General features: G+C 59.1%; 20 protein-coding genes and 1 riboswitch. Of the genes, 10 read left to right on the forward strand and 10 right to left on the reverse strand.

All coding sequences use genetic code 11. The annotated features are described in order from the left end of the window. Positions 1–28 precede the first annotated feature (28 nt). Positions 29–451 (reverse strand): DUF1249 family protein, encoded by a 423-nt coding sequence (locus RTX96_RS07290; RefSeq protein ID WP_042390317.1) that lies wholly within the window; start codon positions 449–451, stop codon positions 29–31. After that, positions 448–1,080, reverse strand: coding sequence for an ADP-ribose diphosphatase (gene nudF, locus RTX96_RS07295; protein WP_103820784.1), 633 nt, complete (start codon positions 1,078–1,080; stop codon positions 448–450). Before nudF ends, RTX96_RS07290 begins: the two co-directional genes overlap by 4 nt. Before the next feature lie 204 nt (positions 1,081–1,284). On the opposite strand from nudF, the gene tolC reads away from it, so the two are divergent. From tolC to RTX96_RS07310, 3 genes are all read left to right on the forward strand, one after another. After that, positions 1,285–2,745, forward strand: a complete 1,461-nt coding sequence (gene tolC, locus RTX96_RS07300) for an outer membrane channel protein TolC (protein ID WP_312670633.1) — start codon at positions 1,285–1,287, stop codon at positions 2,743–2,745. Between the two features lie 182 nt (positions 2,746–2,927). Further along, positions 2,928–3,602, forward strand: coding sequence for a DUF1190 family protein (locus RTX96_RS07305; RefSeq protein WP_312268583.1), 675 nt, complete (start codon positions 2,928–2,930; stop codon positions 3,600–3,602). Positions 3,603–3,607: 5 nt separating this feature from the next. Next, positions 3,608–4,768, forward strand: a complete 1,161-nt coding sequence (locus RTX96_RS07310; protein ID WP_312268584.1) for a glutathionylspermidine synthase family protein — start codon at positions 3,608–3,610, stop codon at positions 4,766–4,768. 48 nt (positions 4,769–4,816) lie between these two features. Here the strand turns inward: RTX96_RS07310 and ygiD are convergent, their stop codons facing one another. Next, positions 4,817–5,605, reverse strand: a complete 789-nt coding sequence (gene ygiD, locus RTX96_RS07315) for a 4,5-DOPA dioxygenase extradiol (protein ID WP_312670634.1) — start codon at positions 5,603–5,605, stop codon at positions 4,817–4,819. Positions 5,606–5,801: 196 nt separating this feature from the next. On the opposite strand from ygiD, the gene zupT reads away from it, so the two are divergent. Beyond that, positions 5,802–6,578, forward strand: coding sequence for a zinc transporter ZupT (gene zupT / locus RTX96_RS07320; protein WP_103820789.1), 777 nt, complete (start codon positions 5,802–5,804; stop codon positions 6,576–6,578). A 65-nt stretch (positions 6,579–6,643) separates the two neighbouring features. Here zupT and ribB read toward each other — a convergent pair whose 3' ends face one another. Then, positions 6,644–7,297, reverse strand: coding sequence for a 3,4-dihydroxy-2-butanone-4-phosphate synthase (ribB, locus tag RTX96_RS07325; protein ID WP_103820790.1), 654 nt, complete (start codon positions 7,295–7,297; stop codon positions 6,644–6,646). A 105-nt stretch (positions 7,298–7,402) separates the two neighbouring features. Then, positions 7,403–7,563: riboswitch (FMN riboswitch) on the reverse strand. 134 nt (positions 7,564–7,697) lie between these two features. Here ribB and ubiK point away from each other — a divergent pair. Next, on the forward strand, positions 7,698–8,030 hold the full coding sequence (ubiK, locus tag RTX96_RS07330; protein ID WP_312268587.1) for a ubiquinone biosynthesis accessory factor UbiK: 333 nt from the start codon (positions 7,698–7,700) through the stop codon (positions 8,028–8,030). Positions 8,031–8,431: 401 nt separating this feature from the next. Here ubiK and hldE read toward each other — a convergent pair whose 3' ends face one another. Genes hldE through RTX96_RS07345 form a run of 3 tightly spaced genes read right to left on the reverse strand, consistent with a single transcriptional unit; the run spans position 8,432 to position 14,077 of the window. After that, positions 8,432–9,856 carry a bifunctional D-glycero-beta-D-manno-heptose-7-phosphate kinase/D-glycero-beta-D-manno-heptose 1-phosphate adenylyltransferase HldE gene (gene hldE, locus RTX96_RS07335; protein ID WP_312268588.1) on the reverse strand — a complete coding sequence of 475 codons (1,425 nt, stop codon included), beginning with the start codon at positions 9,854–9,856 and terminating at the stop codon, positions 8,432–8,434. Positions 9,857–9,901: 45 nt separating this feature from the next. Next, positions 9,902–12,754, reverse strand: coding sequence for a bifunctional [glutamate--ammonia ligase]-adenylyl-L-tyrosine phosphorylase/[glutamate--ammonia-ligase] adenylyltransferase (gene glnE / locus RTX96_RS07340; RefSeq protein ID WP_181016637.1), 2,853 nt, complete (start codon positions 12,752–12,754; stop codon positions 9,902–9,904). 21 nt (positions 12,755–12,775) lie between these two features. Continuing rightward, positions 12,776–14,077, reverse strand: a complete 1,302-nt coding sequence (locus RTX96_RS07345) for an inorganic triphosphatase (protein ID WP_103820793.1) — start codon at positions 14,075–14,077, stop codon at positions 12,776–12,778. A gap of 209 nt (positions 14,078–14,286) precedes the next feature. Here RTX96_RS07345 and RTX96_RS07350 point away from each other — a divergent pair, with 209 nt between their 5' ends. Then, positions 14,287–14,904: a TIGR04211 family SH3 domain-containing protein gene (locus RTX96_RS07350; RefSeq protein ID WP_103820794.1), complete on the forward strand. Its 618-nt coding sequence runs from the start codon at positions 14,287–14,289 to the stop codon at positions 14,902–14,904. A 67-nt stretch (positions 14,905–14,971) separates the two neighbouring features. After that, entirely contained in the window at positions 14,972–16,213 is a 1,242-nt protein-coding gene (locus RTX96_RS07355; protein WP_312670635.1) for a multifunctional CCA addition/repair protein, read from the forward strand. An 18-nt stretch (positions 16,214–16,231) separates the two neighbouring features. Here RTX96_RS07355 and bacA read toward each other — a convergent pair whose 3' ends face one another. Next, on the reverse strand, positions 16,232–17,050 hold the full coding sequence (gene bacA / locus RTX96_RS07360; protein ID WP_312670636.1) for an undecaprenyl-diphosphate phosphatase: 819 nt from the start codon (positions 17,048–17,050) through the stop codon (positions 16,232–16,234). A gap of 98 nt (positions 17,051–17,148) precedes the next feature. Then, positions 17,149–17,526: a bifunctional dihydroneopterin aldolase/7,8-dihydroneopterin epimerase gene (gene folB, locus RTX96_RS07365; protein ID WP_042390291.1), complete on the reverse strand. Its 378-nt coding sequence runs from the start codon at positions 17,524–17,526 to the stop codon at positions 17,149–17,151. Between the two features lie 107 nt (positions 17,527–17,633). On the opposite strand from folB, the gene plsY reads away from it, so the two are divergent. After that, entirely contained in the window at positions 17,634–18,266 is a 633-nt protein-coding gene (plsY, locus tag RTX96_RS07370) for a glycerol-3-phosphate 1-O-acyltransferase PlsY (protein WP_103820797.1), read from the forward strand. A 40-nt stretch (positions 18,267–18,306) separates the two neighbouring features. Here plsY and tsaD read toward each other — a convergent pair whose 3' ends face one another. Then, positions 18,307–19,320: a tRNA (adenosine(37)-N6)-threonylcarbamoyltransferase complex transferase subunit TsaD gene (gene tsaD, locus RTX96_RS07375; protein WP_103820798.1), complete on the reverse strand. Its 1,014-nt coding sequence runs from the start codon at positions 19,318–19,320 to the stop codon at positions 18,307–18,309. A gap of 240 nt (positions 19,321–19,560) precedes the next feature. On the opposite strand from tsaD, the gene rpsU reads away from it, so the two are divergent. Together rpsU and dnaG are read left to right on the forward strand one after the other, a co-directional pair. Then, complete coding sequence (gene rpsU / locus RTX96_RS07380; RefSeq protein WP_001144069.1) at positions 19,561–19,776, forward strand: 30S ribosomal protein S21; 216 nt, start codon at positions 19,561–19,563, stop codon at positions 19,774–19,776. Positions 19,777–19,912: 136 nt separating this feature from the next. Further along, positions 19,913–21,658: a DNA primase gene (dnaG, locus tag RTX96_RS07385; protein ID WP_312670637.1), complete on the forward strand. Its 1,746-nt coding sequence runs from the start codon at positions 19,913–19,915 to the stop codon at positions 21,656–21,658. Positions 21,659–21,694 lie beyond the last annotated feature (36 nt).

Raw genomic sequence — 21,694 nt, forward strand, 5'->3', positions numbered from 1 at the left:
ATGGTGTCCTTAGGTAGGTTTCACGATGCTAACAAACCGGAATCGCCATTGCTCCATGTGCTAAACAGTACCTAAGCCAGTCGGCCAGAAACTGATTAATTTGATGCTTTTCGTCGCGTTGGTGCAACTTTTTATTTGGGTAATCATACCGCGCTTTAAAGCGAAAGATCTGCTGGCTTGAACACACTTCAGCGACCATAGCATCGTGATAGAGGCGTACCGTTAACGACGGCATGCTCCAGTAGCTGATCGCCGGTGCTGTCTGCACGATTTCCACCAGCGTAGTGTAGCGGGTTGATTCTGTAATCGTTACTCGGTATTGCGCATTGGCCACCTGATAGCTCACTGTTTCGCCGGGTGCGTCATTGCGTGGCAGCAGGCGGCGTAGCTGGGCGAAGTTGGTTTCGCACAGGCGCATCATTTCAGGAAAGTCAGGTGTATAACGCTTCATTTTTTCCACTCAGTTCTCAACTTTTCGTAGTGCAGCTGCAGCCATTGCAGGGCAATGACCGACGCGGCGTTGTCTATTTTCCCCTCTTCAACCCACTGGTAAGCCTGCTCCCGGCTCACCACATGAACACGAATATCTTCGTTTTCGTCCACCAGGCCATGTATACCTTTGGCCTGGGTGGCATCCACTTCGCCAACCATTAACGATAAGCGCTCGCTGGTGCCGCCGGGGCTGGCCAGATAGCTCATAAACGCTTTTACCCGGCCAACCTGCAGCCCGGCCTCTTCTACCGCTTCGCGGCGGGCCACGTCTTCCACGCTCTCGCCCTCTTCGATCATGCCAGCAACCAGCTCCAGTAGCCAAGGCGTTTCACTGGTCTCATAGGCCGGAATGCGGATCTGCTCAATCAGTACAACCTCGTCGCGCACGAGGTCATAGGGTAGCAAGACGGCAGCGTGGCCGCGCTCAAAAATTTCACGCGTGACCTCACCGCTCATCTCACCGTTAAAAAGCCGATGGCGAAAGCGCCAGCGCTCCAGTGAAAAAAAACCGTTATAGAGTGTTTCGCGTGCAATAATTTCTACATCATTTTTCGTGAAAGTCACTGCTGATGGCGCTGGTTTCTTCATGGTTTCATCCTGCTGGTAAATAATGACGAAATTATGGATTTCCAGTCTGTAAGACTGCCGTTTCCCATGCTATATGGTAGATTGGTGCAAATTAACGCCGGATGGCACTTAACGCCAACCTTTTGCAGCGGCACTTTCTGCTAGAATCGGCCTTATTTTTTTAATTTCATTAGCGCTAACAAAGCTTCGTAACAAGGAATGCAAATGAAGAAATTGCTCCCCATGCTTATCGGCCTGAGCCTGGCCGCTTTCAGTACGATGAGTCAGGCAGAGAACCTGCTTCAGGTTTATCAGCAAGCGCGTCTCAGTAACCCTGAACTGCGCAGATCTGCCGCGGATCGCGATGCCGCATTTGAGAAAATCAACGAAGCGCGCAGCCCATTACTGCCCCAGCTCGGTTTAGGCGCAGACTACACCTACAGCAACGGGTTCCGCGACCAGAATGGTCTCGATAGCAACTCTACCAGCGCCTCTTTACAGCTGACGCAGACCCTGTTCGATATGTCAAAATGGCGTGCCCTGACCCTGCAAGAGAAATCGGCGGGCATTCAGGATGTCACGTTCCAGACCGATCAGCAGACGCTGATCCTTAACACCGCTACTGCCTATTTTAACGTATTAAGCGCCATCGATGCGCTCTCTTATACACAAGCGCAGAAACAGGCTATCTATCGCCAGCTGGATCAAACCACCCAGCGCTTCAACGTAGGCCTGGTTGCCATTACCGACGTGCAGAACGCCCGCTCTCAGTACGATACCGTGCTGGCAGACGAAGTGACCGCCCGTAACAACCTGGACAACGCCGTTGAGCAGCTGCGTCAGGTAACCGGTAACTACTATCCGGAGCTGGCGTCGCTGAACGTCGACCGCTTCCAGACCGATAAGCCGCAGCCGGTGAATGCCCTGCTGAAAGAGGCCGAGAGCCGTAACCTCTCCCTGTTACAGGCACGCCTCTCCCAGGATCTGGCTCGCGAGCAGATCCGTCTGGCGCAGGATGGTCATCTGCCAACCCTGGATTTAACCGCCTCAAGCAGCGTCTCTGACACCTCCTACAGCGGCTCCCGCACCAGCGGCGCCCAGGGTTCGGCCTATGACGACAGCAACATCGGTCAGAACAAGGTCGGCCTGAGCTTCTCCCTGCCGCTCTATCAGGGTGGTCTGGTGAACTCCCAGGTGAAACAGGCGCAGTACAACTTTGTTGGCGCAAGCGAGCAGCTGGAGACCGCCCACCGCAGCGTGGTGCAGACCGTGCGCTCCTCCTATAACAACGTTAACGCCTCCATCAGCAGCATCAACGCCTACAAACAGTCCGTGGTCTCTGCCCAGAGCTCGCTGGATGCCACCGAAGCAGGCTACTCGGTGGGTACCCGTACCATCGTTGACGTACTGGATGCGACCACTACGCTCTATAACGCCAAGCAGCAGCTCTCCAGCGCGCGTTACAACTACCTGATTAACCAGCTGAGAATTAAATCTGCTCTCGGTACGCTGAACGAGCAGGACCTGCTGGCCCTGAACGGCGCCTTGGGTAAACCGGTCGCCACCACGCCGGAAGCCGTCGCCCCGTCCACGCCTGAACAGGACGCGCGCGTGCAGAACAGCGCCCCGGATAGCAACGGTGATGCTAACGGTAACGGCCTGCTCAACGCCGCGCTGCCACGCTAAGCGCGCGTTTGAAATTGCTATGAAAACGAGATGGGGGCGCTTGCCCCCGTTTCAACGTAAGACAACGTAAAGATCCCTGCTCCATACCCGCATTCCGCCTCATTCCGCTTCAATTTCGACCACTCATCCTCTATCCTGAACAGTAGCTACCTCGCTTTAACTCTGGGTTTTAAAAGAGACATATGAAACGGACAAAAACGATTAATCATGCGACGTTCCGCAAAAGCTGGGGCGCTCGTCACCTTACCCCTGTCGCTTTCGCCCTTACCGCCGCATTTATGCTGGCGGGCTGCGAACAGAGCGATGAGACGGTATCGATGTATCAAAACGCTGATGACTGCTCGACCGCAAATCCGGGTAAAAGCGCCGAATGTACTACCGCGTACAACAATGCCCTGAAAGAGGCCGAGCGCACCGCGCCGAAATATAAGACGCGTGAAGAGTGCGTCGCCGAGTTTGGTGAAGGTCAGTGCCAGCAGGCGCCTGCCCAGGCGGGCGTCGCGCCGGAGAACCAGGCTCAGGCCCAGCAGAGCAGCGGCAGCTTCTGGATGCCGCTGATGGCGGGCTACATGATGGGACGCCTGATGGGCGGCGGTGCGGGCTTCGCCCAGCAGCCGCTGTTTAGCTCGCGTAACCCAGCCAGCCCGGCCTACGGCCAGTACACCGACGCCTCGGGTAAAAGCTACGGCGCAGCCCAGCCAGGCCGCACCGCGACCGTACCCAAAACCGCGCTGGCCCCGAAACCCGCGACCACCTCTACGGTAACGCGTGGCGGCTTCGGTGAGTCGGTTGCCAAACAGTCCACTATGCAGCGTAGCGCCGTCGGCACCTCCTCTTCACGCTCAATGGGGGGTTAAGCCTCATGGAACGAGTCACGATTGCCGAGCGCCCGGACTGGCGCGAAAAAGCGACCGAGTACGGCTTTAATTTTCACACCATGTACGGTGAGCCGTACTGGTGTGAAGAGGCCTACTACAAATTCAGCCTTGCGCAGGTTGAGAAGCTCGAAGAGGTTACCGCCGAGCTGCATCAGATGTGCCTGAAGGTAGTGGAGAAGGTCGTCGCCAGCGATGAGCTAATGACCAAATTCCGCATTCCGAAACACACCTGGAGCTTTGTGCGCCAGGCATGGCAGACGCAGCAGCCATCGCTCTACTCGCGCCTCGATCTGGCGTGGGACGGTGTGGGTGAACCCAAGCTGCTGGAGAACAACGCCGACACCCCTACTTCGCTGTACGAAGCCGCCTTTTTCCAGTGGATCTGGCTGGAAGACCAGCAGAACGCGGGCAAGCTGCCGCCGGAGAGCGATCAGTTCAACAGCCTGCAGGAGAAGCTGATCGAGCGCTTCGACGAACTGCGCGAGCAGTACGGCTTTAGCCTGCTCCATCTGGCCTGCTGCCGCGATACCGTTGAGGATCGCGGCACGGTGCAGTATCTGCAGGACTGCGCCGCCGAAGCGGGCGTCGCCACTGAGTTTCTCTATATCGAAGATATTGGGCTGGGCGAAAAAGGTCAGTTCACCGATCTGCAGGATCAGGTGATCAGCAACCTGTTCAAGCTCTACCCGTGGGAGTATATGCTGCGCGAAGTCTTCTCTACCAAGCTAGAGGATGCTGGCGTGCGCTGGCTGGAGCCAGCCTGGAAGAGCATTATCTCTAACAAAGCGCTGCTGCCGATGCTGTGGGAGATGTTCCCGGATCATCCGAACCTGCTGCCCGCTTACTTTGCCGAAGATGACCATCCACCGTTAGAGAAATACGTCGTGAAGCCGATCTTCTCTCGCGAAGGGGCCAACGTCTCTATCGTGGAAAACGGCCAGACTATCGAGCAGGTAGAGGGCCCCTACGGTGAAGAGGGCATGATCGTCCAGCAGTTCTACCCGTTACCAAAATTTGGCGATAGCTATGTGCTGATCGGCAGCTGGCTGATCAACGATCAACCCGCCGGGATTGGCATCCGCGAGGATCGGGCGTTGATCACTCAGGATCTCTCCCGCTTCTATCCGCATATTTTTGTCGAATAGCTATAACACGTAGGCCCGGTAAGCGTAGCGCCACCGGGCGTTTTGTTATTAACCCACCTGCACCGACAGCATGCTGATGCTGCCCATCTCCATCCCCTCTACCGGGATCGTCACCGGCTCTGCGCCATCCCACGCGCCGAGCACGTAGAGCAGCGGCAGGAAGTGCTCCGGCGTCGGGTTCGACAGCGAGCCGCCCTCGTGCTGCAGATAGTTCACCAGCGGATGCTGCTCAACCGGCCCCTGCCAGGTAAGATTAGCCTTCACGTAATCATTAAACGATGCCGCCCATGCGTAGGGCGTGCTCTCCCCATGCCAGCGTGCGGTGCGTAGGTTATGCACCACGTTGCCGCTAGCCACCAGCATAATGCCCTCATCACGCAGCTGAGCCAGCCTACGGCCCATCTCATAGTGCCAGGCGGCGGGTTTAGTGCTGTCCACGCTCAGCTGCACCATTGGAATATCGGCATTCGGATACATCTTGATCAGCACGCCCCACGAGCCGTGGTCAAATCCCCACGCCTCTTTATCCAGCGCGACGGGGACCGGTGCCAGCAGATCCACCAGCCGCTGCGCCAGTTCGGGGGAGCCTGGCGCGGGATAGTGCGTATCAAAGAGCGCCTGCGGGAAACCGCCAAAGTCATGAATCGTCTTCGGCGTTTCCATTGCCGTCACGCCGGTGCCGCGGGTAAACCAGTGGGCAGAGATCACCACGATGGCCTTCGGGCGCGGCAGCGTCTGCCCAAGCTTGCCCCAGGCGCGGGTATAGATGTTATCTTCCAGCACATTCATCGGGCTGCCGTGGCCCAAAAACAGCGCTGGCATACGAGACGCAGACATGATGATATCCTCAGAAAAAGTGTCATTTTGATAGAAGCAGAGTACGCTTTTCCCGTGGAGGATGAACTCAGATAAGCATGATGAAGATCATCAGATAATTTGAATGTAAGAAATGCGTAAAGAGTGACTTACCCTCTCGCCTTACGGGGCAGTGTTCAATAATATTAATGAGAATCATTATCACAAGGAGTTCTGAATGTCGGTCCCGTTGATTCTGACCTTATTAGCCGGTGCGGCCACCTTTATTGGCGCGATCCTCGGCGTGCTTGGCCAGAAGCCTTCCAACCGCGTGCTGGCCTTTTCGCTGGGATTTGCCGCCGGGATCATGCTGCTGATCTCGCTGATGGAGATGCTCCCCGCTGCGCTCGGTACCGAGGGGATGTCGCCGGTGCTTGGCTACGGCATGTTTATCGTCGGCCTGCTGGGCTACTATGGCCTCGATCGCCTGCTCCCCCACGCCCATGCGCAGGATCTTATGCGCGCCAGCAGCAAAACGCTGCCGAGCAATATCAAGCGCACGGCGATCCTGCTGACGCTCGGCATCAGCCTGCACAACTTCCCCGAAGGCGTGGCCACCTACGTGACGGCCAGCAGTAACCTTGAGCTGGGGCTGGGCATCGCCCTGGCGGTCGCCCTGCACAACATTCCCGAGGGGCTGGCGGTGGCAGCGCCGGTCTATGCCGCCACGGGATCAAAGCGTAAAGCGGTGATGTGGGCAGGGATCTCAGGACTCGCGGAGATTTTAGGCGGCGTGCTGGCGTGGCTGATCCTTGGCAGCCTGGTCTCGCCGGTCGTGATGGCGGCGATCATGGCGGCGGTGGCCGGGATCATGGTGGCGCTGTCGGTGGATGAGCTGATGCCGCTGGCAAAAGAGATCGATCCCCACAACAACCCGAGCTACGGCGTGCTGTGCGGCATGTCGGTGATGGGACTAAGCCTGGTGCTGCTGCAGAGCATCGGCTTTGCGGGCTAATCAGACGAAAGACCAGAAACAACAGAGCCGGGCATGCCCGGCTCTGTTTTATCTCGCGTCAGCGCTTAGCTGGCTTTACGTTCCTGCTCGCGGCGGTAGGCCACCAGATCTTCGATGGTCACAACGGCCATCTCATGCGCTTTGGCAAATTCGATGCACTCCGGCGCGCGCGCCATCGAGCCGTCATCGTTGGTCAGCTCGCAGAGTACGCCGGCCGGTTTGAAGCCCGCCAGCGTCACGAGATCAATGGTCGCCTCGGTGTGGCCGCCGCGGGTCAGCACCCCACCCGGCTGCGCGCGCAGCGGGAAGACGTGGCCGGGACGGTTGAGATCGGATGGCTTAGCACCGTCGGCAATCGCCGCGCGTATAGTGGTCACGCGGTCAGCGGCAGAGACGCCGGTCGACACACCGGTAGCGGCTTCGATGGTCACGGTAAAGCCGGTACCGTAGGCGCTGGTATTGTTCTCTACCATCATCGGCAGATCGAGCTGTTTACGGCGCTCTTCGGTCAGGCAGAGGCAGACAATACCGCTGCCGTGGCGAATAGTCAGCGCCATCTGCTCAACGGTCATGGTTTCTGCGGCGAAGATCATATCGCCTTCGTTTTCACGATCTTCATCGTCAAGCACCATAACACCGCGCCCGTTGCGCAGTGCGTCTAAAGCGTGTTCCACACGTTCGAATGGCGTGCCAAAAGAGGAAAGTAGCGTCTGATTCATGGTAATAAAAACCTCATTAAAATTATGGTTACCAGAATCAGGGCAGTCTTAGGAGTACCGCAAGCGGCAAAAAAATAACGTGAGCAGGCGCAAACCCGGCTGGATCGTTACTCTCTCCCATCCGGACTTTAACCGTCGGCCCCGGAATTACACCGGATCTGCTGACCTCCCTGCATGACATGATGCACTGCGTGGAGCGCTCGCGGGCTTTCAGCCTGAGCTGATTTACCGCCGGTGGGGAATTTCGCCCCGCCCTGAGAATAAGCGGATTAACTATAACGCTATTGATTATCTCCGGCAATCCATTCACCGTAACAATTCTGCTTTCACGTAGCATAATCCACGTTACACTAATCCACGCTACACTAATGTTAATACTTACCAGTTCAGGGAAACGACTATGATTGACCCGAAAAAAATTGAACAGATCGCCCGCCAGGTTCACGAGTCCATGCCAAAAGGCATTCGTGAATTCGGTGAGGATGTAGAGAAGAAGATCCGCCAGACGCTGCAATCCCAGCTGGCGCGACTCGACCTGGTGAGCCGTGAAGAGTTTGATGTCCAGACGCAGGTACTGCTGCGCACCCGTGAGAAACTGACCGCGCTGGAGCAGCGCATCAGCGATCTGGAGAACCGCCCGGCGGCCACGTCGGCTGAACCGGCTCAGGCGCAGGATCTGCCGAGCGAAGTGAAGCCCGCACCGGCTATTCCGCCGGTGGAGAATATTGATTGATCCTGTAGTCCGTATTGCCCGGTAAGCGTAGCGCCACCGGGCATGACTGTGCTGATACTATAACGTCGGGTGGCACTGCGTTTGCCCGGCCTACGGTGAGTGCGGTGCACGTTGTAGGCCTGGTAAGCGTAGCGCCACCGGGCATGACTGTGCTGATACTGCAACGCCGGGCGGCAATGCGTTTGCCCGGCCTACGGTGGGTGCGGTGCACGTTGTAGGCCCGGTAAGCGTAGCGCCACCGGGCATGACTGTGCTGATACTGCAACGCCGGGCGGCAATGCGTTTGCCCGGCCTACGGTGGGTGCGGTGCACGTTGTAGGCCCGGTAAGCGTAGCGCCACCGGGCATGACTGTGCTGATACTGCAACGCCGGGCGGCAATGCGTTTGCCCGGCCTACAGGATCAGTTTTTCTGGATCTTCTTGATGATGTTGGTGGTTGAGCAGCCGTCCTCGAAGTTCAGCACCTGCACATCGCCGCCGTTTGCCCATACCTCTTTGCTGCCCGCGATATCTTCCGGCTTGTAGTCGCCGCCCTTCACCAGCAGATCCGGCAGGATCCCAGCGATCAGGCGCTGCGGCGTATCCTCTTCGAACGACACTACCCAGTCCACGGCTTCCAGCGCGCCGAGCACAATCATGCGCTGCTCAAGCGGGTTAACCGGACGGGTCGGCCCTTTCAGCCGGCTGGTTGAAGCATCGCTGTTCACCGCCACGATCAGGCGATCGCCGAGCTTGCGTGCGTTAGCGAGGTAGGAGACGTGACCCGCATGCAAAATATCGAACACGCCGTTGGTCATCACCACCTTCTCACCGCGCTTGCGTGCAGCCGCCACCGCCTGCTTCAGCTCCTCTTCGTTCATCACCCCGAACCCGGTTTCTGAGCGACCGCGTACGGCGTTCTCAAGTTCGATAGGGGAAACGGTAGAGGTCCCGAGTTTACCCACCACGACGCCTGCCGCAGCGTTAGCAAAGTAGCAGGCCTCTTCCAGCGAGTTGCCCGCCGCCAGCGTTGCCGCCAGCACGCCAATCACCGTGTCGCCCGCGCCGGTCACGTCGTAGACCTCCTGCGCCTGGGTCGGCATATGCAGCGGCGCTTTGCCCGGCTGCAGCAGCGTCATCCCCTGTTCGGAGCGGGTAACCAGTAGGGCAGAGAGATCGAAATCGGCGATCAGCTTCATGCCGCGCTCAACGATCTCCGCTTCGTTTTTACACTTCCCGGCCACCGCCTCAAACTCGGAGAGGTTCGGCGTCAGCAGGGTCGCCCCACGATAGCGTTCGAAATCGTTGCCTTTCGGATCGATAAGTACCGGCACGTTGGTCTTGCGCGCCAGCGCGATCATCTGCTGCACGCTGGCCAGCGCGCCCTTGCCGTAGTCGGAGAGCACCAGCGCGCCGATATTGCCCAGCGCCTGGTTAATGCGTTCGTGCAGCGGCTCGGGATCCACGCCCTCAAAACCCTCTTCAAAGTCGAGGCGGATCAGCTGCTGGTTGCGCGACAGCACGCGCAGTTTGGTAATAGTAGGATGGGTCGGAACGGAGACGAAGTCGCACTTGACGTTGACATCGGCCAGCGTCTTGCTCAGCGCGCGCGCGGCGTCATCGATGCCGGTCAGGCCGACCAGCCGCGAGTGGGCGCCAAGAGAGGCAATGTTCATCGCCACGTTCGCCGCGCCGCCAGGCCGCTCCTCAACCGCATCGACCTTGACCACCGGTACAGGCGCTTCCGGTGAGATACGGCTGGTCGGGCCATACCAGTAGCGATCTAACATCACGTCACCGACGACCATCACCCCTGCACGTTCAAACTCTGGCAGCGTTACTTTCATTCCTGTCCCCTCGAAATGCAAAATTTGCGCGCGATAATATCATACTTAATTTTGCGCGCACGGTTTTAGCAGCCACTTCTGCCAGCTGGCACTGACCTGTCCACGCTCTTCGGCAAACTCCGTTTCCGGCACGTGACCGGGCTGCTCCTGCAGCGCCAGATGGTGTAGCGCATCGCGCAGCGTGGTATAGGCGTGGGTCAGTGCCTGCGCCTCCTGCTCATCCATAATGTCGTTCTGCGCCAGCAGCTCAAGGATGCGCACGTTATCGGACCAGCGCGTCAGCTTTGGCTTCTGGTGAGCGTGGCCCAGCACCAGGTACTGGGCGATAAACTCAATGTCGGTAATGCCGCCCGCGTCGGCCTTCAGGTCGAAACGCTCCCGGTGCTTGTTGCCAAGGTGGGCGCGCATCTTCTCGCGCATCTCCCGTACCTCGGTTTGCAGTTTCTCCCCGTCGCGGGGGGTCATCAGGATGGTGCGGCGGATCTCGTCGAAGCGGGATTTAAGCTGCGGATCGCCGTACACCACCCGGGCGCGCACCAGCGCCTGGTGCTCCCACGTCCACGCCTCGTTCTGCTGATAGTCCGCAAAGGCGTCAGCGGTAGTGACCAGCATTCCCGCCGCGCCGGAGGGCCGCAGGCGGGCGTCCACCTCATAGAGAATGCCCGACGAGGTGCGAGTGCTGAAGAGGTGCATGATGCGCTGGGCGAGGCGCAGGTAGAACTGGCGGCCATCGATCTCCCGCTCGCCGTCGGTCATCACGTCTGCCGGGCAGTCGTGGAGGAAGACCAGGTCGAGATCGGAGCTGTAACCCAGCTCCCAGCCGCCGAGCTTGCCGTAGCCTACTACCGCAAAGCCGCGCCCCTCCCGATCGCGCAGGTGCTTTGGCTGACCAAAGCGCGCCACCATCTGGGTCCACGCCTGCTGGACCACCGCGTCGATCATCGCTTCTGCCAGCCACGTTAAGTGATCGCTCACTTTCATCACCGGCAGCGTACCGGCAATATCCGCCGCCGCCACGCGCAGCAGCTGCGCCTGCTTGAACTGGCGCAGGGCTTCCAGCTGCTGCTCTTCATCCTCCTCCGGCACGCGGAGAAGATACTGGCGCAGCTCGTCCCGGTAGGCGTCCATCGCCGTCGGCTGGTAGAGCGTATTAGGATCCAGCAGCTCATCCAGCAGCAGCGGATAGCGCGCCAGCTGGCTGGCGACCATCGGCGAGGCGGCGCAGAGAGAGATCAGGTGCTTGAGCGCGCCGGGAAACTCGCTCAGCAGCTCAATATAGGTGGTGCGCGTGACAATCCCGGTCAGGAGCGGCATCAGACGCGCCAGCGGCACCGGTGCGTCGGCACGGGGGCAGACCTGGCTAAGCAGGTGCGGCATCAGGTGATCGAGCACCTGGCGACCACGTGGGCCAATGGTCCTGCGCGTCAGCTCCCGGCGAAAATCGGCGATCAGCGCCACCACCCGGATACGGTCGCTATCCGAAAGATGCGCCAGCACCGGCGTGGCATCATCGTCTTCCAGCGTATCCTGCCACAGCTCGCGCCACTGCTCCGACAGCTGCTCGTCCTGGGTGTCGGTATCGTCATCGCCAATCAGCTCGTTAAAGATACGCCGCACGGCGGCCATGTGCCGATCCAGGGCGTCGCTGAGTGCCTGCCAGTCGGCGACGCCCATTCCCCAGGCCAGCCGGGCGCGGTTAAGCTCATCTCCCGGCAGGGTCTGGGTCTGTTCGTCGTTGATGCTTTGCAGGAGATTCTCCAGCCGACGCAGCCAGAGGTAGGCCGCCCGCAGCGTGTCGGCATCCCCCGCCGGCAGAAGATGAAGCTGATCGATGGCGGTCAGGGTCGGCAGCAGCGAGCGCTGCTGGAGCGACGGCTCGCGGCCGCCACGGATCAGCTGGAAGACCTGAACGATAAACTCCACCTCACGGATGCCGCCCGCCCCCAGCTTGATGTTGTCTTTCAGTCCGCGGCGCCGCACTTCGCGGGCGATCATGCTCTTCATGTTGCGCAGCGACTGGATGACGCTGAAATCGATATAGCGGCGGAAAACAAAGGGACGCAGCATGGCCCGCAGTTCGCTGGCGTAGACGCCGTCGTTGTCGCCCATGATCCGCGCCTTGACCATCGCGTAGCGCTCCCAGTCGCGCCCCTGCTCCTGGTAATAATCCTCCAGCGCAGCAAAGCTCAGGACCAGCGGACCGCTGTCGCCGAAGGGGCGCAGGCGCATATCCACCCGGTAGACAAAGCCGTCCTGGGTGGGCTGGTCGAGCACCTTGATCAGCCGCTGTCCGAGGCGGGTGAAGAACTGGGCGTTATCCAGCTCGCGACGGCCGCCGCGGGTTGCGCCGTTCTCCGGCCAGGAGAAGATAAGATCGATATCTGAGGAGAAGTTCAGCTCAAAGCCCCCCAGCTTGCCCATGCCGAGGATCAGCAGCGGCTGCGGCGTGCCGTCGGCGCTGCACGGCGTGCCCCACTCCCGGCAGCAGGCGTCGTAGAGCCAGTCGCGAGCGCTGACAATCAGCGTCTCCGCCAGGGCGCTAAGCTGTTTAAGCGTACTCTCCTCGGGCACCCGCCGCAGGGCCTGCGCCCAGGCGATGCGCACCATGATGCGGCGGCGGAACAGGCGCAGCTCGCGCATCAGCGACGCTTCGTCACTGACCGCCGTCAGCGCCTCCTGGAGCCACGCCGGATAGGACTGCCACTCCTCCGCCTGCGGTGGCTCGCTCTCTAGCGCCGTCAGCCACTCGGGATGTGCGGCAACGCTGCCCTGCACAAAATCACTAAAAGTAAGCACTGACTTCGCCTCTGCGCTAAGCGTGGAGGCGGAGAGTGTATCCGGCAGACGTTCAACCAGGGTCTGCCAGTGCTGCTGAAGCGGCGAAGAGAGCGGCATCATGAGGGGGATCCTTTGCCTGAGTTAGCGTTTTCCGCTGTGCAGCCAGAACGGCTCCTGCACAATGGCTTCGTTACGGAAGTGTTCAATTTCAATGCGCTGGCGGGTTTTGATGGCGTGCTGCAAGCCCTGCCAGTTCTCCAGCCACGCCTGGGCGCGGACGTGGTCATAGTAGCCCGCCAGCAGCAGCATGCTGTCGATGTCGCGCGCCAGGCGCGGAAGCTGGTCCTGGTACTTATCCATCAGCGGCTGGGCAAAGTTACGTTTCAGCTCGGCGGCGTGGCGCGCCAGGTTGATATCGGCAAAGCGCTTAAACGAGTCGTTGATTTTAGCCTGCGCCTTGTCATCCAGGAACGTACGCCAGGCGCGGGTCACCAGCCACTCGGTCAGGGCCAGCTTCGCCGTGGCGATCTCGGGGCTGTACACCGCCGTGACGGCAGAGACCGCTGACGTAATGGTCGCCTCCGACTGAGTCAGCAGATCGCGTAAGCGAGCGCTCGCTTTGCGCGGCACAATGCCGCCAAACAGCATCAGGGTATGCCGTACCAGGGCGATAGCGGCCAGGGTCTGCGCCTGCGCGTTTTTGTCGCCGCGGACCCACAGCTCCTCATGGTACTGCCACTGGGAGAGCGCCAGCTCCAGCGCCGCCTCCAGCCCCTGCTCTACGCTCGCTTTCGGCGCGACGGTCAGGATCTCCGTCGCCCGCAGTGGGCGTGGCGGGTTGCCTTTCGCCAGATGGTAGCCCCGGGCGGCCTTGCTCAGGCTGCCCTGGCGCAGGCCGGTCTGGGTCACCAGCTGGCGCGCCAGCTTTAAGACGTCCTCCGCCGCGCCGCTCAGCAGCTCTAACTCCAATTCGCAGATCGGTTCAGCCAGCTCATCAGCCTTTACTTCTCCAAGATCCAGCGCAATCTCAATCCGGCTGTCGCCGACGTTAACCAGCCACTTCTCGCGATCGAAGTGGGTGCTGAACAGCGGACCCACACGTTCAGCCAGATCCGCCGGCAGGCCGCCCTCCGGCCATGCCTCGGCCGGGAAGCGGGAAAGATCCAGCTCCGGCTTGTCGATGGCAACGTTGTACTCCGGACGCTGATGCAGGCCGCCCACGGTGCGTCCGGCGGTTTTAATCGTCATCTCATAGCGATCCTGCGCGCCGCGAATGCGCAGGCCCATATCGTGGCTACGCAGCCAGTTGTCCGGCGTCTCGTAGTAGATATTGAGCAGGGTCGCAGGCGCAACGTGCTCATCCGTCAGGGTATGCAGATGACTACGCAGGGCATCCACGCGGGAGGGGTCAACGATAAATTTCAGTTCGATCTCTTGAGTCATGGCCTTGTACTTATGGTTATGTCACATCAGTGAAATTTTCGGCGAACTTACGCCCTTGATGTTTGTCAGTAGATAGTATTTTGCGCCAAATTTCCACGGTGCCGATCGTTTGCGACCCAGATGATTCTGATTGATACCGAATACTTTGCGTCGTCAGACTGATGCCACTACTATCGTTCCACTTTTTTTATGACAACAAATGACTGCTAATGCCTAAATTACGCCTGACCGGACTGTTTTTACTTGTATGCGTTTCTGCCGTGGCCCATGCCGAAGAAAAGCGTTACGTTTCGGATGAACTAAATACCTGGGTTCGTAGCGGCCCGGGTGATAACTATCGCCTCGTGGGTACAGTTAACGCGGGCGAAGAGGTTGCGCTGCTGCAAACCAACGGTGACTCAAACTACGGTCAGGTGCGTGACAGCAGCGGTCGTACCGCCTGGATCCCGTTGAAGGAGCTGAGCAGTGAGCCGAGCCTGCGCACCCGCGTGCCGGATCTGGAGAACCAGGTTAAGACCCTGACCGATAAGCTGACCAACATCGATAATACCTGGAACCAGCGCACCGCCGACATGCAGCAGAAGGTCGCCCAGAGCGACAGCGTGATCAACGGCCTGAAAGAAGAGAATCAGCAGCTTAAAAACCAGCTGATCGTCGCGCAGAAGAAGGTGAGCGCCGCGAACCTGCAGCTGGACGATAAGCAGCGCACCATCATCATGCAGTGGTTTATGTATGGCGGCGGCGTGCTCGGCGCAGGGCTATTCCTGGGCCTGGTGCTGCCGCACATCATCCCTAGCCGCAAGCGTAAAGACCGCTGGATGAGCTGAACCGGATTAGCCATTTTCTCTACACTTAACGTATCATCAGTTAAAAGTATGTTAGGAGAGTGGCGTAGTGAAGAGTTATCTGGTCGGTGGTGCTGTTCGGGATGCGTTGTTAGGGCTACCGGTTAAAGATAAAGACTGGGTGGTGGTGGGTGCGACCCCACAGGAGATGCTGGATGCAGGCTACCAGCAGGTTGGCCGCGATTTTCCCGTGTTCCTCCACCCGAAAAGCCGGGAAGAGTACGCCCTGGCGCGTACCGAACGGAAATCCGGCTTTGGCTATACCGGCTTCTCCTGCTATGCCGCGCCCGACGTCACCCTCGAGCAGGATCTGCTCCGCCGCGACCTCACCGTCAACGCCCTCGCCCAGGACGCCGACGGTAAGATTATTGACCCCTACAATGGCCTGGCGGATCTTAAAAGCCGCACCCTGCGCCATGTCTCTCCCGCCTTTGGGGAAGATCCCCTGCGCGTGCTGCGCGTGGCGCGCTTTGCCGCCCGCTATGCTCACCTCAGCTTCCGTATCGCCGATGAAACGATGGCGCTGATGCGCGAGATGACCGCCGCTGGCGAGCTGGAGCATCTGACGCCGGAGCGCGTCTGGAAGGAGACGGAGAACGCCCTCGCCAGCCGCAACCCGCAGGTCTACTTTATGACGCTGCGCGAGTGCGGCGCGCTGAAGGTGCTGTTCCCTGAGCTCGATGTTCTGTTTGGCATCCCTGCCCCGGCAAAGTGGCATCCGGAGATCGACACCGGCATCCACGTGCTGATGACGGTCTCGATGGCGGCGATGCTCAGCCCGGATATCGACGTCCGCTTCGCCACGCTCTGCCACGATCTCGGCAAGGGCCTGACCCCACCGGCGCTATGGCCGCGCCATCACGGACACGGCCTGGCAGGGGTTAAGCTGGTCGCCAACCTGTGCGAACGTCTGCGCGTGCCTAACGAGCTGCGCGATCTGGCTAAGCTGGTGGCGGAGTTCCACGATCTCATTCACACCTTCCCTATCCTGAAACCGCAGACCATTGTGAAGCTGTTCGACTCTATCGATGCCTGGCGTAAGCCCCAGCGTGTGGAGCAGATCGCCCTGACCAGCGAAGCCGACGTGCGCGGGCGCACCCACTTTGAAGCCAAAGACTATCCGCAGGGACGACTGCTGCGCGAAGCGTGGGAGGTGGCGAAGGCGGTATCGACCAAAGAGGTGGTGGCGGCAGGCTTTAAGGGGGCAGAGATCCGCGAGGAGCTGACCCAGCGGCGAATTGATGCGGTAGCGAAGTGGAAAGCGGCACGCTGCCCTCAGCCACAGGCGTGAGGGCAGCCGCCTGAACGCTTAGAAGAAAACGACGTAGACCGCCGCCGCCACAATAAAGCGGTAGATAGCAAACGGAATAAACGAGATCCGCTTAATCAGCTGCAGGAAGGTTTTGATCGCCACCAGCGCCACGATAAAGGCGGTGATAAAGCCAACGGCAAACATCGGAATATCGCCAGCCGTCAGGAAGTGGTAGCTCTTGTAGAGATCCAGCGCGGTAGCGCCCATCATCATCGGCACGGCCAGCAGGAACGAGAACTCCGAAGCGGCATAGCGGCTTACGCCCATCAGCATCCCACCGGAGATGGTCGCCCCGGAGCGGGAGAAGCCCGGCCACAGCGCCAGACACTGAAAGCAGCCAATCATAAAGGCCTGACGATAGGTCATATCATCCAGACCTAGTGCGCGCGGGGTCTTCGGCTTCAGGCACTCGGCGGCAATCAGCAGGACGCCGCCGACGACCAGGGCATACATCACGTTGATGGGGTTGAACAGGCTCTTGATCGTGTCATGGAACACCAGCCCCAGTACCACCGCCGGGATCATCCCCAGCAGGATATGGATCAGCGTTAAGCGCCCTTTGCCTTCACCCTCGTGCGGCGGATGGCCAAAGTGGATGCCGATCAGGCCAAACAGGCGACGCCAGAACATCACCACTACCGCGAGGATCGAGCCCAGCTGGATCACCACCTCAAAGGTTTTGGCCGTGTCACCCTCGAACCCCAGCAGGTGGCCGACAATGATCATGTGGCCGGTACTGGAGACCGGCAAAAACTCAGTTAACCCTTCGACAACGCCCAGAATGGCCGCCACCAGCAGGGAGTGCATATCGCTCATCACTTAAACCCCTAAAAGACATAAAAAACGGCTTCTACATCCGCAAGCCGTGAAAAGGCACGCAGGTAAGACCCATATAGTGCCGTTTGGTTTAATAATTATGAATTTAAATCTTTTCCTTTCAGACTATTGCCACGCTCAATAATAACCCCGACGTTGGCCGCCCGCGCGACCGCCCCCGGCTTGCTCACCTTGATACGCAGCCAGGGCGAGTTGAACCGGCTCAGCAGCAGATCCGCCACCTCTTCCGCCACCCGCTCCACCAGCGCAAAGCGCTGCCCTTCCACGTGGCCTACCACCGCATCGGCAATGTCGGCATAGCTCAGGCAGTCGTTAACGTCATCGCTCTTCGCCGCCGCCCGGTTGTCCCACGCCATTTCGATATCGAACACCAGCTTCTGCTCAATAGTCTGCTCCCAGTCATAAACACCGATCGTGGTGATTACCGAAAGTTGCTCTATAAATACAATGTCCATCACGCACCGTCCGCTTTTTGGCTAACCTGGATACCACTTTCAAAAAATTATGCGTATTATCCACGGATGCTGAGAATAAAACGACATTTTCAAAACGGAACAGCGTTATGAGTGCAATCGCGCCTGGAATGATCCTCCTCGCGTACCTTTGCGGCTCAATCTCCAGCGCCATTCTGGTCTGCCGCATCGCGGGTCTGCCTGACCCTCGCGAGAGTGGCTCCGGCAATCCCGGAGCGACCAACGTCCTGCGAATTGGCGGCAAGGGTGCGGCCGTAGCGGTACTGATTTTTGACGTGCTGAAAGGCATGCTGCCGGTGTGGGGCGCTTACGCGCTGGGCGTCACGCCGTTCTGGCTTGGGCTGATTGCTATCGCCGCCTGCCTGGGCCACATCTGGCCGGTATTCTTTGGTTTTAAAGGCGGCAAAGGCGTTGCCACCGCGTTTGGCGCGATTGCGCCGATTGGCTGGGATCTTACCGGGGTGATGGCTGGAACCTGGCTGCTGACCATTTTGCTGAGCGGCTACTCGTCGCTGGGCGCGATTATCAGCGCGCTGATCGCCCCGTTCTACGTCTGGTGGTTTAAGCCGCAGTTTACCTTCCCGGTCTCCATGCTCTCCTGCCTGATCCTGCTCCGCCATCACGACAACATTCAACGCCTGTGGCGTCATCAGGAAACCAAAATCTGGACCAAGCTGAAGAAAAAGCGCGAGAAGGATAAGGAAGTAAAAGAGGAAGAGTAGGCCCGGCAAGCTTTGCGCCGCCGGGCAGTAAGGACGGACATTATGCCGCAGGCAGCTCCGCCAGCGGCCAGCGCGGACGCACGGTCACGCCGAGGTCGGCCAGACTACCCGCCTTCAAACGCACCATGCCCGCATAGGCGATCATCGCCCCGTTATCGGTACAGAACTCCGGACGCGCGTAGAAGACTTCCCCCCGGCGCTTCTGCATCATCTCTGCCAGCTTCGCCCGCAGCGTACGGTTGGCGCTGACGCCGCCCGCCATCACCAGGCGCGTAAAGCCGGTCTGATCCAGCGCACGCTTGCACTTGATCATCAGCGTATCCACCACCGCATCCTCAAAGGCGCGAGCGATATCGGCCCGGGTCTGGTCATCATTACCGCTGTTACGAATAGTGTTGGCGGCAAAGGTCTTGAGGCCGGAGAAGCTGAAGTCCAGCCCTGGACGATCGGTCATCGGACGCGGGAAGACAAAGCGCCCTTCCGTGCCCTCGGCTGCCATTTTCGACAGCATCGGCCCGCCGGGATAGTCCAGCCCCAGCAGCTTCGCCGTCTTATCAAAGGCTTCGCCCGCGGCATCGTCAATGGATTCGCCCAGCAGTTCGTACTGACCGATACCGGTCACGCCGATCAGCTGGGTATGGCCGCCGGAGACCAGCAGCGCCACAAACGGAAACTCAGGCGGGTTCTCTTCCAGCATGGGTGCCAGCAGGTGGCCCTCCATGTGGTGAACCGCGATGGCCGGCACGTTCCAGGCGAACGCCAGCGAGCGCCCGACCGTGGCCCCCACCAGCAGCGCCCCGACCAGGCCCGGGCCTGCGGTGTAGGCGACGGCGTCGATATCTTTGGCGGCCAGATTCGCCTCTTTCAGCGCGGCCTGGATCAGCGGCACGGTTTTACGCACGTGATCGCGGGAGGCCAGCTCCGGCACTACGCCGCCGTAGTCAGCGTGCAGTTTCACCTGACTATACAATTGGTTGGCTAAAAGCCCGTTTTCATCATCGTAGATGGCGATGCCGGTTTCATCGCAGGATGTTTCAATTCCCAGTACACGCATGGCTATTCTTTACCTCTTTGCAATACCGCGCAGTGTAGGGTCCTCGGCGGTGGTTGTAAAACTATTGTTCAACCCAGGCGCAGAGGTCGTGTATACTCCCCCTCCTTATGAGAGCGCCCTTGTAAAAAGGGCTGCGGTGCTTTACAAAGCAGCAGCATTTGCAGTAAAATTCCGCACCATTTTGAAATAAGCTGGCGTTGATGCCAGCGGCAAACCGAATTAATCAAAGGTGAGAGGCACATGCCGGTAATTAAAGTACGTGAAAACGAGCCGTTCGACGTAGCTCTGCGTCGCTTCAAGCGTTCCTGTGAGAAAGCAGGTGTTCTGGCGGAAGTTCGTCGTCGTGAGTTCTATGAAAAACCGACTACCGAACGTAAACGCGCCAAAGCTTCTGCTGTGAAACGTCACGCGAAGAAACTGGCTCGCGAAAACGCACGCCGTACTCGTCTGTACTAATTCGCTGAGGGTGTTGACCCTCAGTTTACAGACAGAGTTGTAGTTGTAAGGCCGTGCTTCCGAAAGGAATGCGCGGCTTATTTTCGTTTATAATCTGACATACCTTAACGCATCACGCTAAAGGTAGACGGGGCCTATGGCTGGACGAATCCCACGAGTCTTTATTAATGACCTGCTGGCACGCACCGACATCGTCGATCTTATCGACGCGCGGGTGAAGCTGAAAAAGCAGGGCAAGAATTTTCACGCGTGCTGTCCGTTCCATAACGAAAAAACCCCCTCCTTCACCGTGAACGGTGAGAAACAGTTTTACCACTGCTTCGGCTGCGGCGCCCACGGCAACGCCATCGACTTCCTGATGAACTACGACAAGCTCGAGTTCGTCGAGACCGTTGAAGAGCTGGCGGCGATGCACAACCTCGATGTGCCGTATGAAGCGGGCAGCGGTCCAAGCCAGATCGAGCGCCACCAGCGGCAGACGCTCTACCAGCTGATGGACGGGCTAAGCGCCTTTTATCAGCAATCTCTGAATCAGCCAGCGGCTGAACCTGCGCGCCAGTATCTGGCCCAGCGCGGCTTAAGCAGCGAGGTGATTGCACGCTTCGCCATTGGCTATGCCCCACCCGGCTGGGACAACGTTTTAAAACGCTTTGGCGGCAACGGCGAGAATCGCCAGTCGCTGACCGATGCGGGCATGTTAGTGACCAACGATCGCGGGCGTACCTACGATCGATTCCGCGAACGCGTGATGTTCCCTATCCGCGACAAACGTGGCCGGGTGATTGGTTTTGGTGGGCGAGTCATGGGCGATGCCATGCCGAAGTACCTTAACTCCCCGGAAACCGATATTTTCCATAAGGGCCGCCAGCTGTATGGCCTTTATGAAGCGCAGCAGGATAACGCCGAGCCGCCGCGCCTGCTGGTGGTTGAAGGCTATATGGACGTGGTCGCGCTGGCGCAGTACGACATTAACTATGCCGTCGCCTCGCTGGGCACCTCCACCACTGCCGAGCATATCCAGCTGCTGTTCCGTGTCACCAACAGCGTGATCTGCTGCTACGACGGCGACCGTGCAGGCCGCGAAGCCGCATGGCGCGCATTAGAAACGGCATTGCCGTACATGACCGACGGACGTCAGCTACGCTTTATGTTCCTGCCCGACGGTGAAGACCCGGATACGCTGGTGCGTAAAGAGGGCAAGGCGGCGTTTGAAGCGCGGATGGAGCAGGCTCAGCCGCTCTCCACGTTTCTGTTTAACAGCCTGATGCCGCAGGTGGATTTGAGCACCCCGGATGGTCGCGCGCAGCTGAGTACCCTGGCGCTGCCGCTGATAGGCCAGGTCCCGGGCGAGACCTTGCGCATCTACCTGCGACAAGAGCTGGGTAATAAATTAGGCATTCTTGACGATAACCAGCTTGAACGTTTAATGCCTAAGCAGTCCGAAAGTGGCCTGCCACGCCCGGCACCGCAGCTAAAACGGACTACCATGCGTATACTGATAGGACTGCTGGTGCAAAATCCTGAACTGGCCCCGCTGGTGCCACCGCTGGACGGTCTGGATCCAGCCAGGCTGCCAGGACTTGGCTTATTCGTTCAGTTGGTTAACACTTGTCTGTCACAGCCAGGTCTGACCACCGGACAGCTTTTAGAGCAGTATCGCGGCACAAATGAGGCCGCCACCCTTGAAAAGCTCTCCATGTGGGACGATATAGCAGATAAGGATATCGCAGAAAAGACCTTCACCGATGCGTTGAACCATATGTTCGACACGGTGCTTGAGCTACGGCTCTCTGAATTAATCGCCCGCTCGCGGACCCACGGGTTAACGCCAGCAGAGCGCGAAGAGGTGCGTGTGATCACTGAAGCACGCGCCCGGAAGTGAATTTAACGGCTTAAGTGCCGAATATCGTTCGGGTAG

It is taken from the genome of Pseudescherichia sp. (assembly GCF_032052675.1).
Classification (GTDB): domain Bacteria; phylum Pseudomonadota; class Gammaproteobacteria; order Enterobacterales; family Enterobacteriaceae; genus Pseudescherichia.

Bases quoted from the DNA above. Each gene is read 5' to 3' on its own strand.
- RTX96_RS07310 (WP_312268584.1), top strand. From the start codon at position 3,608: ATGGAACGAGTCACGATTGCCGAGCGCCCGGACTGGCGCGAAAAAGCG.
- RTX96_RS07345 (WP_103820793.1), bottom strand. From the start codon at position 14,077: ATGACTCAAGAGATCGAACTGAAATTTATCGTTGACCCCTCCCGCGTG.
- ribB (WP_103820790.1), bottom strand. From the start codon at position 7,297: ATGAATCAGACGCTACTTTCCTCTTTTGGCACGCCATTCGAACGTGTG.
- zupT (WP_103820789.1), top strand. From the start codon at position 5,802: ATGTCGGTCCCGTTGATTCTGACCTTATTAGCCGGTGCGGCCACCTTT.
- ygiD (WP_312670634.1), bottom strand. From the start codon at position 5,605: ATGTCTGCGTCTCGTATGCCAGCGCTGTTTTTGGGCCACGGCAGCCCG.
- plsY (WP_103820797.1), top strand. From the start codon at position 17,634: ATGAGTGCAATCGCGCCTGGAATGATCCTCCTCGCGTACCTTTGCGGC.
- tolC (WP_312670633.1), top strand. From the start codon at position 1,285: ATGAAGAAATTGCTCCCCATGCTTATCGGCCTGAGCCTGGCCGCTTTC.
- bacA (WP_312670636.1), bottom strand. From the start codon at position 17,050: ATGAGCGATATGCACTCCCTGCTGGTGGCGGCCATTCTGGGCGTTGTC.
- rpsU (WP_001144069.1), top strand. From the start codon at position 19,561: ATGCCGGTAATTAAAGTACGTGAAAACGAGCCGTTCGACGTAGCTCTG.
- glnE (WP_181016637.1), bottom strand. From the start codon at position 12,754: ATGATGCCGCTCTCTTCGCCGCTTCAGCAGCACTGGCAGACCCTGGTT.
- RTX96_RS07350 (WP_103820794.1), top strand. From the start codon at position 14,287: ATGCCTAAATTACGCCTGACCGGACTGTTTTTACTTGTATGCGTTTCT.
- hldE (WP_312268588.1), bottom strand. From the start codon at position 9,856: ATGAAAGTAACGCTGCCAGAGTTTGAACGTGCAGGGGTGATGGTCGTC.
- nudF (WP_103820784.1), bottom strand. From the start codon at position 1,080: ATGAAGAAACCAGCGCCATCAGCAGTGACTTTCACGAAAAATGATGTA.
- folB (WP_042390291.1), bottom strand. From the start codon at position 17,526: ATGGACATTGTATTTATAGAGCAACTTTCGGTAATCACCACGATCGGT.
- RTX96_RS07290 (WP_042390317.1), bottom strand. From the start codon at position 451: ATGAAGCGTTATACACCTGACTTTCCTGAAATGATGCGCCTGTGCGAA.
- tsaD (WP_103820798.1), bottom strand. From the start codon at position 19,320: ATGCGTGTACTGGGAATTGAAACATCCTGCGATGAAACCGGCATCGCC.
- RTX96_RS07305 (WP_312268583.1), top strand. From the start codon at position 2,928: ATGAAACGGACAAAAACGATTAATCATGCGACGTTCCGCAAAAGCTGG.
- dnaG (WP_312670637.1), top strand. From the start codon at position 19,913: ATGGCTGGACGAATCCCACGAGTCTTTATTAATGACCTGCTGGCACGC.
- ubiK (WP_312268587.1), top strand. From the start codon at position 7,698: ATGATTGACCCGAAAAAAATTGAACAGATCGCCCGCCAGGTTCACGAG.